Below are 12,318 nucleotides of genomic sequence, written 5' to 3'. Positions count from 1 at the left end.
AAAACTATAACCGCGTACTTTAATTTTGCATTTAGTGCTACTATCCACCGACTTTGCTTTATTTGTTGCAACACTGAACTGAGTAGAATGAGGACGATTTAATGGACCAAGCCGGTATCATTCGAGATTTGCTTGTCTGGCTGGAGAGCCACCTGGATCAACCGCTGTCGTTAGATAACGTCGCGGCAAAGGCGGGTTATTCAAAATGGCATTTGCAAAGAATGTTTAAAGATGTCACGGAGCATGCCATTGGTGCATATATTCGTGCGCGTCGTTTGTCAAAAGCGGCGGTCGCCCTGAGGTTGACCAGCCGTCCGATTCTGGACATCGCTTTGCAGTATCGTTTTGATTCCCAACAAACCTTTACCAGGGCCTTCAAAAAGCAATTTACCCAGACTCCAGCCTGGTATCGCCGTTCATCTGACTGGAATGCTTCAGGGCTTCGCCCACCCATCCGCCTGGGAGAATTTAAACTCCCGGAGCCAACGTGGGTTAGCATGCCTGAAACAACATTACTGGGACAGACGCAGAGTTATACCTGCACGCTGGAACAGATCTCCCGTTTTCGTGATGATATGCGCGTGCATTTTTGGCGCCAGTTTTTGACCGAAACGGATACTGTCCCACCGGTGCTGTATGGCTTACACCAGTCGCACCCCAGTTCTGAAAAAGATGATGAGCAGGAGATACTCTACACAACAGCAGTCATGCCCGACCAGAACACCAGCCAGCTACAATCAGCGCAGCCGGTCACACTGGAAGGGGGAGACTATGTACAGTTTACCTATGAGGGATCAACCAGCGGATTACAGGAGTTTGTCCTGCTGCTGTACGGCACCTGTATGCCAATGCTGCATCTCACACGACGCAACGGCCAGGATATTGAGCGCTTTTACACTCACGGTGGCAAAAAACGCGCTGAGCCACCGACTGAAATTCGCTGCGAATATCTGATCCCTATCCGGCGCACACCGGAATAAATGGGAAACAGCGAGGGCCGGTCACTCCGGCCCTTTTTGCTCAGCGCTGCAGCTCGTCAAGCGCCGGTTCATCAAGATGGGTAATATCGCCAGCGGTTTCCACTACCCAGCCGGATGCCAGCCACGGGCTTTCCTGATGTTCGATGCGAGAAATTGAGCAGTTGCGAAGCCTCAGCCGACGTTCTGCATTGGCAGGCAGACCCAAAATAGTGCTCAGCAATACGCCCAGCGCCATGCCGTGACTGACCAGCAGCGGGCGGCTACCGGCAGGCAGTTCAAGGCAGGCATTGAGGGCCTGATGCATACGATCGGCCATCTCACTCATTGATTCCCCTTCAGGAATACGCCCATCTACGGTGCCGTCCACCAGCGTCTTACGCCAGCGTTCTTCTTCCGGCGTGAGGGAATCCAGCGCACGCTGCTCCAGCACGCCCATATTCAGCTCGCGCAGGCGGGGATCGACGGTCACATCGCAACCGCAGGCATCGGCAATAATCTCAGCAGTACGGCGGGTACGGCCCAGATCGCTGGCGATGACATGGGTAATACCGAGGCTTTTAACCCGCTCACCCACCTGATGCGCCTGTAATTCTCCTTTTGCAGTCAGCGCACTGTCTGACTGCCCCTGAATGCGCCGTGCGGCATTCCACAGCGTTTCTCCGTGGCGAACAAGATAGACCTGTAACATACGTTTTTCCGTTATACTGCGATTATTTACGTAAAGGGTTCAACCAATTATGTACCATGTTGTCGCTGCTACCAGCAATCCAGCCAAAATTAGGGCAATTACTCAGGCCTTCAGCGATATTTTCGGAGAAAGATCCTGCCACATCGAGGGTGTAGAGGTCGACAGCGGCGTAGCGGCACAGCCCATGACAAATGCAGAAACGCGAACTGGCGCACGTCAAAGAGTGATGAATGCCAGACAGGTCCGACCTGAAGCCGACTTCTGGGTGGCGATTGAAGCCGGGATCGAAGAGGACACCGCTTTCGCCTGGATGGTGATTGAAAACCATAAACTACGCGGTGAATCCCGCTCTGCCAGCTTTACGCTGCCGGCGGTTGTAATGAAAGGGATTCGTGAAGGGCGCGAGCTGGGCGAAGAGATGGCACGCCTGACCGGTATTGATAACATCAAACAGAAAGGCGGCGCTATCGGCGCCTTCACCGCCGGGCATCTGTCCCGCACCAGCGTTTATCATCAGGCGCTGATCCTCGCCCTCTGTCCTTTCCATAACGACGTTTACAGCCAGCCGGTTTAAACCCGATCGCTGCCGTTCAGCAGCTGCGCTTCCAGCCAGGCTTTCAGGGCTGGTGGCGCACTTTTCAGACTATTCGATCCACGGGTAATCGTGGCAATGCCGGCACCCAGCTGATTTTTAAGCTCGCGCTGGCTCATCTCACCGCGCATCAGCTCCTCCACAATCCGTAGCCGGGTTCCTAACGCTTCACGCTCATCCGGAGTCAGCATCAGCTGGAGCAGCGGCAGATGCAGCTCACTCTGATAGGCGCGCTGCATCAGCACAACAAAGCGCAGCCAGTCTTCATTTGGGGGTTCAACGGATACCGGAACAGGAGAATCATCGGTCATGATGGGCAACCATACTATTTAACTAGTACAGAAGTGTAGCATCATCCCCGCCATACTTGAAGCCGCAACTGCTATCAGCCGCTGCGGCCCGGAAAGCACCTTAATAACGCTGTTGCCACTCGCTGTCGGCAAACAGCTTGTCCGGTTTATTGAGGAAATAACGGTAATAGGCATCATAGGCCAGCACGTTTTTCACATAGCCGCGCGTTTCTGAAAACGGAATGGTTTCAATAAAGGCCACCGGATCTAAACGCCCGGCGCTGTTGCCCTGCCAGGTTCTTACCCGCCCCGGACCGGCGTTATAGGCAGCAGACGCAAAGATGCGGTTCTGCCCGAACTGCTGATAAACCGATTCCAGATATTGTGTCCCAATCTGAATATTGGTTTCCGGATCAAGCAGCTGGCTGCTATTGCTGTAGCCGCTGATGCCGAATTTGGTCACCGTATGCTGAGCGGTTGCCGGCATCACCTGCATCAATCCGGATGCACCTACCGGCGAGCGGGCTTTCGGATTCCAGGCACTCTCCTGCCGTGCAATCGCCATTGCATAGCTTTGCGGTATGCTTTTTCCGCTGATGTAGCGCTCAAACTGGCTCTGCCAGGCCAGCGGGAAGCGCTCCTGCAGGCTGTTCCACAACTTACCTGCAATAGTCGCCTGCACGCTAAGATCCCACCACCCCTGCTTCAGCGCGTAGCTGGCCAGCATCTGCTGCTGACCGGCGGTGCGGCTGCCGATCAAATAGCTCCACTCGCTGCGCGCCAGATTATCCATGCCCCAGTACATGAGTTCGCGCACCCTGGCAATTTCCGGACCGGTTGTCAGCGCAGCGTCAACCGCCGGAGCCTTATCGATCTGCAGCGGATACTCTACGCCCAGCCGCTGCGCGGCCACCATCGGATAGAAGCCGCGCTCCTGCATCAGCTTACGCAGAATGCCCTCGGCTTCCTCATTGCGCCCGCGCTCAAGCAGCAGGTCAGCCTGCCAGTACTGCCACTCGTCTTTCTCTTTCGCCTCCACCGGCAGGCGAGCAATCCAAGTGTTTAAGCCACGGCGATCGTTGTTGCCCAGCGACATCCTCACCCGGCGCTCAACCAGCGAGGTCGAATCACTGCGCATCACCACGTCATCACGCCAGCGGCCCTGCTCGCTGGTAATGTCGTTGCCCATCAGCCGCCAGGCTACCGCCTCTTTCAGCTCCTGCACCTGCTGCTCGTCCAGCTTCTGCTGCACCGCCAGTGAAGGGATCATCTGCCGGGCCTGCTCTGCATCGGTGCGCGCCACGCTGGCGAACGCAATCGCCGTCGCCTGGCGGGTAAAATCGGTTGGACCCACGCTGGCCGCGAAGGTCTGAATTGTCATCGGATCGTTTTGCAGATTCATCACCGCGCTGGCGATGGTCTGATAGTCCGCAGGCAGCTGCTTCGCCAGATAGTTCACCAGGCTGCCGTTGCCCGCTTTCATCGCCAGGCGGATGCGCTCCAGCGTGGTGATCGGATTTTGCTCTCCTGCCTGCTGCCAGACGCTGAACAGTTTGTCGCAGGTGGCAGGCAGCGACGAGCCGGTCAGCCAGATCTCTTTAGCTCCCTGCCAGGCGACCTGCTGCTCGCCGGTGGCCCACTTGGCGTAGTACCAGTTACAGCGCGCGGCAACGGGTTTGGGAGCCTGGGGGCTGAAGACCAGCAGCCCGCGCCAGTCTTCACGCCGCGCCAGCTCGTTAACAAAACGGGCGGGCAGCGAGCGCACGGGTGGCAGTGTCGGATAGCGTTGAATAAAGGCGTTCACCGCCAGCCCGGTTTCCTGACCGAGATCCTGTGCCAGCTGGCGATACTCCAGATAGGGATAAAGCGGATAATCCTGCAAAGTGGGCATCAGCTGTGCCACGGTATCCATCTGTTTGCTATCCCAGGCCTGCTTGATCTGCAAATACCGGGTGCGCTGCGCATCAAGCGAATCCGCCTGCACACTGCCTGCCGCCAGCACCAAACAGGATGCCACTGTCCACAACTGCCACTTGTCCGCCATGACCTTCCCCACCTTACTTTGTTAATCCTGAACACCCAAAACTACCCCCTTCATGCTAACCAGGTACAGCCGGTTGTGCCACGTGACGAACAAATATTTACCGAAATCCTTTCTGCGCCCCATTTTTGCTCATTCGCTGCGCGTTGATTGTGCACGCTCAGCGCAGGGATGAATTAAAAACAATAAAATTCAATCAATTAAAAACATGGCACATCCTTTGCTCTATTGAATTCCATCTTGTATACCAGACGGAATTCAACATATGGCTTTAACCACAGGATTTACGTTACAGGACTGGCAGCATCACTATCAGCAGCATCCTGATTCGGTGCTCTCCACGCTGGAGTCGCTGCTCTCCGGGCTTTCTACCGCCGATAATGCCTGGCTGTACCTTGCTTCTCCCGCCCAACTGCGGGCGCAGGTTGAACCGCTGCTGGCGGCCTGGCAGCAGGACCCCGCGTCGCTGCCGCTGTTTGGCGTTCCCTTCGCGGTTAAAGACAATATTGATGTCGCAGGCTGGCCAACCAGCGCCGCCTGCCCGACCTTCACTTATCAGGCCGCAGCCGATGCCACTGCGGTAGCCAGGCTGAAGGCCGCCGGTGCCGTGGTCATTGGCAAAACCAATCTCGATCAGTTCGCTACCGGGCTGGTCGGCACGCGCTCGCCGTTCGGCGCGGTATGCAACACCTTTAACCCGGAATACGTCAGCGGCGGTTCCAGCTCCGGCTCCGCATCGGTAACCGCGCGCGGCCTGGTCGGTTTTGCCCTCGGGACCGATACCGCCGGTTCCGGCCGCGTTCCCGCCGGGTTCAACAACATCGTCGGCCTGAAGCCGACCAAAGGCTGGCTGTCGGCGACCGGCATGCTGCCCGCCTGCCGCCTGAACGATACCATTTCGATTTTCGCCCTGACGGTGGAGGATGCCTTCCTCGTCGCCAGCTGCGCCGGAGGCTACGACAGCCAGGATGCCTATTCACGCATTGACCCGGGCCTGGCTCCGGCCGCCCTCTCCGCCGCGCCGCGCCTGGCTATTCCGGCCATCCCGGAATTCTTCGGCGATGCAAAGGCCGCCGCCGCGTGGGAAGCCGCACTGGCAGAACTCACTGCCGGGGGCGCAACGCTGCATCCCATTGATTTCACCCCGTTCCACCAGCTGGCGGAACAGCTTTACTACGGCCCGTGGGTGGCCGAACGTACCGTGGCCGTCGGCGACATGCTCAACCGCCCGGAGGAGATGGACCCGGTGGTGTACGGCATCGTTAACAGCGGCCATAACTACAGCGCGGTGGATACCTTTAAAGCCGAGTACCTGCGCGCCGAGCTGACCCGTCAGATCCAGCAGACCCTGAGCCAGTTTGATGCGCTGGTGGTGCCGACCTCACCGACCATTCATACCCTGGAAGAGATGAAGCAGGAGCCGGTGCGTTACAACTCGCAGTTCGGCACCTACACCAACTTTACCAACCTCGCAGACCTGTCCGCGCTGGCGCTTCCCGGCCCGTTCCGTGCCGACGGGCTGCCTGCCGGGATCACCGTTATCGCACCAGCCTGGTACGACCGCGCGCTGGCAGAATTTGGTCGCCGCTGGCAGCAACAGCAGGCGCTCAGCCTCGGTGCGACCGGCCTGCCGCAGCCCGCGTCCAGAACGTCATTACCCGCGTCTCCACTGCACGTGCGCGTTGCGGTAGTGGGTGCCCACCTGACCGGCATGCCGCTGAACCACCAGCTGACCCGCCGCGATGCCGTGCTGGTGGAAGAAACCACCACCGCCGCCTGCTACCGGCTGTATGCGCTGGCTAACGCCACACCGGCGAAACCCGGCCTGGCGAAAGACAGCGCGGGCGCAGCAATTACCGTTGAGCTGTGGGATATCCCGCTGGCCCGCTTCGGCGAGTTTGTTGCAGAAATCCCGGCCCCGCTGGGTATTGGAACGCTGGAACTGGCCGATGGCCGCACCGTGAAGGGCTTTATCTGCGAACCGGCGGCACTGGCAGAGGCAACTGAAATCACCGCATTCGGTGGCTGGCGCAACTGGCTGGCCCGTCAGGAGACGTCACATGTTTAATACCGTACTGATCGCCAACCGTGGCGAAATCGCCTGCCGCGCCATCCGCACCCTGAAGCGCCTGGGGATTACCAGCGTGGCCGTTTTCTCCGATGCGGATCGGAATTCCCAGCACGTGAAAGATGCCGATATTGCGATTGCGCTGGGCGGCGAAAAAGCCAGCGACAGCTACCTGAAAATTGACAAGATCCTCAATGCCGCGCTGGAAACTGGCGCTCAGGCCATCTGGCCGGGCTACGGTTTTCTGTCCGAAAGTCTGCCGTTTGCCGCCGCCTGCGAAGAGGCTGGCGTGGTCTTTATCGGCCCGACCGCGCATCAGATCGGCGAGTTTGGCCTGAAGCACCGTGCGCGTGAACTGGCCGCTGCCGCAGGCGTACCGATGACACCCGGCACGCCGCTGCTCGCCTCGCTGGAGGAAGCGCTGGCCGCCGCGGAGCGCATTGGCTACCCGGTTATGCTGAAAAGCACCGCGGGCGGCGGCGGCATCGGCCTGACCCGCTGTGAGGACGACGCCGCACTGCGCAGCGCCTGGGAGAGCGTCCGCCGCCTGGGCGAGCAGTTCTTCAGCGATGCGGGCGTGTTCCTGGAACGCTGCATCGATCGCGCCCGCCACGTTGAGGTGCAAATCTTCGGCGACGGTCAGGGCAAAGTGATTGCCCTCGGCGAACGCGACTGTTCCTTACAGCGCCGCAACCAAAAAGTGGTGGAAGAAACCCCGGCACCCAGCCTGCCCGCCGCCACACGCAGCGCGCTGCTGGAATCTGCGGTAAAGCTGGGCGAGCTGGTGAACTACCGCAGCGCCGGAACCGTGGAATATATCTACGATGCCGCCCGCGACGAATTCTACTTCCTCGAAGTGAACACCCGACTGCAGGTGGAGCATCCGGTCACCGAATGCGTCACCGGTCTGGACCTGGTGGAGTGCATGCTGCAGGTCGCGGCGGGCGAACAACCCGACTGGACGCGGATGGCTCAGGCCCCGCAGGGTGCCTCTATCGAAGTACGTATCTACGCGGAAGATCCGCTGAAGAACTTCCAGCCCAGCCCTGGCGTACTGACCGAAGTCAGCTTCCCGGGCGATGTGCGCGTGGACAGCTGGATTACCACCGGCACCGAAGTTTCCGCCTTCTACGATCCGATGATCGCCAAGCTAATCGTCCATGCCGAAAACCGCGAGGCGGCGCTGAAGAAAATGCAGACCGCGCTGAATCAGACTCGCCTGCACGGCATCGCCACCAACCTCGACTATCTGCGCCAGGTCGTCGCCACGGAGGCCTTCCACAGCGGCAAGGTGTGGACGCGCATGCTGGACAGCTTCAGCGCCGCGTCGCCGGTAATTGAAGTGATTCAACCGGGCACCTGGAGCAGTATTCAGGACTATCCGGGCCGCCTCGGCTACTGGGATATCGGTGTGCCGCCTTCCGGCCCGATGGATGATTACGCTTTCCAACTGGCTAACCGCATCGTCGGCAACGCGGAAGAAGCCGCCGCACTGGAGTTCACGCTACAGGGACCGACTTTGCGCTTCCACAGCGATGCACTGATCGCCCTGACCGGTGCGCGCTGCCCGGCCAAGCTGGACGATGAAGAGGTTGCTTACTGGCAGCCGCTGGCGGTGAAAGCAGGCCAGACGCTGACATTAGGTCGTGCGCAGCAGGGCTGCCGTACCTATCTGGCGGTGCGTAACGGTTTCGATGTGCCGGAATACCTCGGCAGCCGTTCTACCTTTGCCCTCGGCCAGTTTGGCGGCCACGCCGGGCGCACCCTGCGCGTTGCCGATATGCTGGCGATTTCGCAGCCCGAACTGGAAGCCTGCACGACCCCGGCACCGGTCAGCGAACCCCGGGCGCTGCCTGTGGCCGCACAGCCGGTCTACGGCGATGAGTGGCGCATCGGCGTACTCTACGGGCCGCACGGCGCACCCGACTTCTTTACCCAGCAGTCGATTGATGAGTTCTTTGCCAGCGACTGGCACGTCCACTACAACTCAAACCGCCTTGGCGTACGCCTGGTGGGGCCAAAACCCGGCTGGGCGCGTGATAACGGCGGCGAAGCCGGGCTGCACCCTTCCAATGTTCACGACTGCGAATACGCCATCGGCGCGATCAACTTTACCGGCGACTTCCCGGTGATCCTCACCCGCGACGGACCGAGCCTTGGCGGCTTCGTCTGCCCGGTGACCATCGCCAAAGCCGAGCTGTGGAAAGTCGGCCAGGTAAAACCGGGCGATCGCCTGCGCTTCCATCCGATTAGTGCGGAAGAAGCCCATGCGTTGGAGCAGGCTCAGGCCCGCAGCGTGGAAAACCTGAGCGCGCTGCATCTGCCGAGTTTTGAGGTGCCGTCGCTGGCAGAAACGGCGCATGGTTCCGCCACCATTCTCGGCTCACTGAAAGCCACCGCCACCACACCAACGGTGGTGTGGCGCCAGGCGGGTGACAATTACATCCTGCTGGAATACGGCGATAACGTGCTGGACCTGGCGCTACGCCTGCGTATCCATCTGCTGATGACCGCGCTGCGCGAGTACGGCCAGCCCGGCGTTGAAGAGCTGTCCCCCGGCGTGCGCTCGCTACAAATACGCTACGACAGCCGCATTCTCAGCCAGAAACAGCTGATGACGCTGCTACAGGATCTTGAGAAAAATCTCGGTGACGTCAGCCGGATGAAGGTGCCGTCGCGCATCGTGCATCTGCCAATGGCCTTTGAAGACAGCGCGACGTTAGGCGCGGTGGAACGCTACCAGGAAACCGTCCGAGCCAGCGCGCCGTGGTTACCGAACAACGTTGATTTTATCCAGCGTATTAACGGCCTCAGCAGCCGCGATGAGGTGAAAGATACGATCTTCGACGCCAGCTATCTGATCCTCGGCCTGGGCGACGTTTACCTCGGCGCACCGTGCGCGGTGCCGATTGACCCGCGTCACCGCCTGCTGAGCTCGAAGTACAACCCGGCGCGAACCTTTACCGCCGAAGGCACCGTCGGCATCGGCGGCATGTATATGTGCATCTACGGTATGGACTCCCCCGGCGGTTATCAGCTGGTGGGCCGCACGCTGCCAATCTGGAACAAGTTCCTGAAAAACGAGCAGTTTGCCGCCAACGAACCCTGGCTGCTGCACTTCTTCGACCAGGTGCGCTTCTATCCGGTCAGCGAAGCCGAGCTGGACGTGCTGCGTGATGATTTCCGCGAAGGCCGCGCCAGCGTGCGTATTGAACACGGCGAATTCGACTTTGCGGAACACACGCAGTTCCTCGCCGATAACGCCGGGTCCATCGCTGCCTTCCGCAGCCGCCAGGCCAGCGCCTTTGATGCCGAAGTCGCACTGTGGGCGCAGGAAGAGGAAGGTGCGCCGCTCAGCAGCCGCGAGAATCTGCTGCCGCCGGAAGAGGACGACAGCGCCCTGCAGGTCAGTGCCGATATGAACGGCAACATCTGGAAAATTCTGGTGCAGGAAGGTGACGTCGTGGAGGCCGGGCAGCCGCTGATCGTGGTAGAGGCGATGAAAATGGAGCTGGCCATCAACGCACCGCAGGCCGGTCGGGTAAAACGCATTGGCTGTCAGTCAGGCCGTCCGGTCAGCCCGGGCGATGCGCTGCTGTGGCTGGAATAAGGATGTGAGCATGCAGGGATCGTCGCAGAAAAACAGCAAAGATCGGCCGGAGGTGCTGGCCGATCGCGTCTACCACGCGCTGAAAAATGACATTTTCGACTTTCGTCTGATGCCGGGCGACCGCTTCAGCGAAAGCGAAATCGCCACGCGCATGGCGGTCAGCCGCACCCCGGTGCGCCAGGCGCTGTTTCGCCTGGAGCGTGAAGGCTATGTCGAAGTGTGGAACCGCCTCGGCTGGCAGGTTCGCCAGTTTGATTTTGCGTACTTCGAAGAGCTGTACGATCTGCGCACGGTGCTGGAGTGCGAGGCGGTGAAACGGCTCTGCCGCCTGCCCGCCCGGCAGTGCAGCGAGCTGCTCGACCGGCTGACGCGCTTCTGGATTGACGAACCGCGCCTGGCGGACTTTATCGCCGTTTCCCTGCATGACGAAGCGTTTCATATGGCGCTGGTTTCCGCCGCAGGCAACGAGGAAATGGCCCGTATTCACAGCGAGTTAACTGAAAAAATCCGCATCATCCGCCGCCTCGACTTCACCCGTGAGGATCGCGTTGATGCCACCTATAACGAACACGCCCGGATCTTAAACGCAGTACTTCACCAGCAAAGCGAGGAGGCCCAACAAATTCTGACCGACCACATTGCCGTCAGTCGGGCAGAGGTCAGAAAAATCACATTGCATATGCTCCAGCAGGCGAGGCTACACACGGTTTCACCCACATAATCTTTTAAAAAATTTCAGGGGATTACTGATGAAAAGACGTTCATTGCTCAAGGCCTTTGCACTTTCTGCCACCGTTATTGGCATGGGATTATCCTGGAACGCTCAGGCGGCCGACACCATTAAAGTCGGCATTATGCACTCGCTCTCCGGCACCATGGCGATTTCCGAAACGCCGCTGAAGGACGTGGCGCTGATGACCATTGATGAAATTAACGCCAAAGGTGGTGTGCTGGGCAAAAAGCTGGAGCCGGTGGTGGTCGATCCCGCCTCTAACTGGCCGCTGTTTGCGGAAAAAGCCCGCCAGCTGCTGACCCAGGATAAAGCCGCCGTGGTGTTTGGCTGCTGGACGTCGGTGTCCCGTAAGTCCGTTCTGCCGGTGTTTGAAGAGCTGAATGGCCTGCTGTTCTATCCGGTGCAGTATGAAGGCGAAGAGATGTCGCCAAACGTGTTCTACACCGGTGCCGCGCCAAACCAGCAGGCGATTCCGGCGGTTGAGTATCTGATGAGTGAAGATGGCGGTTCGGCAAAACGCTTCTTCCTGCTGGGTACAGACTACGTTTATCCGCGCACCACCAACAAGATCCTGCGCGCTTTCCTGCACTCTAAAGGCGTGAAGGACAGCGATATCGAAGAGGTCTACACGCCGTTTGGCTACAGCGATTACCAGACTATCGTATCCAACATCAAAAAGTTCTCTGCCGGTGGCAAAACGGCGGTGGTTTCTACCATCAACGGTGACTCTAACGTGCCGTTCTACAAAGAGCTGGCTAACCAGGGCATCAAAGCGACCGATGTACCGGTCGTCGCCTTCTCGGTAGGCGAAGAAGAGCTGCGCGGGATTGATACCAAGCCGCTGGTCGGCAACCTGGCCGCGTGGAACTACTTCGAGTCGGTGGATAATCCGGCTAACGCCAAGTTCGTCGCGGCGTATAAAGCCTATGCCAAAGCGCACAAACTGCCGAACGCCGATACCGTGGTGACCAACGACCCGATGGAAGCCACCTATGTCGGCATCCATATGTGGGCGCAGGCGGTAGAGAAAGCAGGCACCACCGACGTGGATAAAGTCCGCGCCGCCATGGCCGGACAGACCTTTGCCGCACCGGACGGCTTCACTCTGACCATGGATAAAACCAACCACCACCTGCACAAACCGGTGATGATTGGCGAAATCGAAGATAACGGCCAGTTCAACGTGGTGTGGCAGACCGATAAGCCGGTTCGCGCCCAGCCGTGGAGCCCGTACATCGCCGGTAACGACAAAAAGCCTGACCACCCGGTTAAAACCACCAACTGATAGTCCCGTTCCGAAGGGCCAGGCGCTGCCT

The 12,318-nt window shown here is 59.3% G+C and carries 9 protein-coding genes; 6 read left to right on the top strand and 3 right to left on the bottom strand.

Annotated elements, in window-relative coordinates; all coding sequences use genetic code 11:
- The first annotated feature begins 101 nt into the window (after nucleotides 1-101).
- Nucleotides 102-980, top strand: coding sequence for an MDR efflux pump AcrAB transcriptional activator RobA (gene robA, locus JOE09_RS17760; protein ID WP_205066673.1), 879 nt, complete (start codon nucleotides 102-104; stop codon nucleotides 978-980).
- A 40-nt stretch (nucleotides 981-1,020) separates the two neighbouring features.
- Here robA and gpmB read toward each other — a convergent pair whose 3' ends face one another.
- Entirely contained in the window at nucleotides 1,021-1,668 is a 648-nt protein-coding gene (gene gpmB / locus JOE09_RS17755; RefSeq protein ID WP_105594793.1) for a 2,3-diphosphoglycerate-dependent phosphoglycerate mutase GpmB, read from the bottom strand.
- Between the two features lie 49 nt (nucleotides 1,669-1,717).
- Here gpmB and yjjX point away from each other — a divergent pair, with 49 nt between their 5' ends.
- The gene (yjjX, locus tag JOE09_RS17750; RefSeq protein ID WP_200545125.1) at nucleotides 1,718-2,242 is read left to right on the top strand and encodes an inosine/xanthosine triphosphatase; all 525 of its coding nucleotides are present in this window, start codon (nucleotides 1,718-1,720) and stop codon (nucleotides 2,240-2,242) included.
- Here the strand turns inward: yjjX and trpR are convergent.
- Nucleotides 2,239-2,571, bottom strand: a complete 333-nt coding sequence (gene trpR / locus JOE09_RS17745) for a trp operon repressor (RefSeq protein ID WP_105594795.1) — start codon at nucleotides 2,569-2,571, stop codon at nucleotides 2,239-2,241. The two genes, yjjX and trpR, sit on opposite strands and share 4 nt — an antisense overlap.
- Before the next feature lie 100 nt (nucleotides 2,572-2,671).
- Complete coding sequence (sltY, locus tag JOE09_RS17740) at nucleotides 2,672-4,594, bottom strand: murein transglycosylase (protein WP_205066672.1); 1,923 nt, start codon at nucleotides 4,592-4,594, stop codon at nucleotides 2,672-2,674.
- A gap of 262 nt (nucleotides 4,595-4,856) precedes the next feature.
- On the opposite strand from sltY, the gene atzF reads away from it, so the two are divergent.
- Genes atzF through urtA form a run of 4 tightly spaced genes read left to right on the top strand, consistent with a single transcriptional unit; the run spans nucleotide 4,857 to nucleotide 12,287 of the window.
- Entirely contained in the window at nucleotides 4,857-6,659 is a 1,803-nt protein-coding gene (gene atzF, locus JOE09_RS17735; protein ID WP_205066671.1) for an allophanate hydrolase, read from the top strand.
- A complete protein-coding gene (uca, locus tag JOE09_RS17730) occupies nucleotides 6,652-10,269 on the top strand; it encodes an urea carboxylase (protein ID WP_205066670.1) in 3,618 nt (1,205 codons plus the stop codon). The genes atzF and uca overlap by 8 nt, the downstream gene beginning before the upstream one ends.
- A 10-nt stretch (nucleotides 10,270-10,279) precedes the next feature.
- Nucleotides 10,280-10,990, top strand: a complete 711-nt coding sequence (locus tag JOE09_RS17725; RefSeq protein WP_205066669.1) for a GntR family transcriptional regulator — start codon at nucleotides 10,280-10,282, stop codon at nucleotides 10,988-10,990.
- A gap of 28 nt (nucleotides 10,991-11,018) precedes the next feature.
- The gene (urtA, locus tag JOE09_RS17720; RefSeq protein ID WP_200545120.1) at nucleotides 11,019-12,287 is read left to right on the top strand and encodes an urea ABC transporter substrate-binding protein; all 1,269 of its coding nucleotides are present in this window, start codon (nucleotides 11,019-11,021) and stop codon (nucleotides 12,285-12,287) included.
- Nucleotides 12,288-12,318 lie beyond the last annotated feature (31 nt).

Source organism: Pantoea coffeiphila (genome assembly GCF_016909495.1).
GTDB classification, from domain to species: Bacteria; Pseudomonadota; Gammaproteobacteria; order Enterobacterales; family Enterobacteriaceae; genus Erwinia; species Erwinia coffeiphila.
This window is presented reverse-complemented; position numbering and strand designations above follow the sequence as displayed.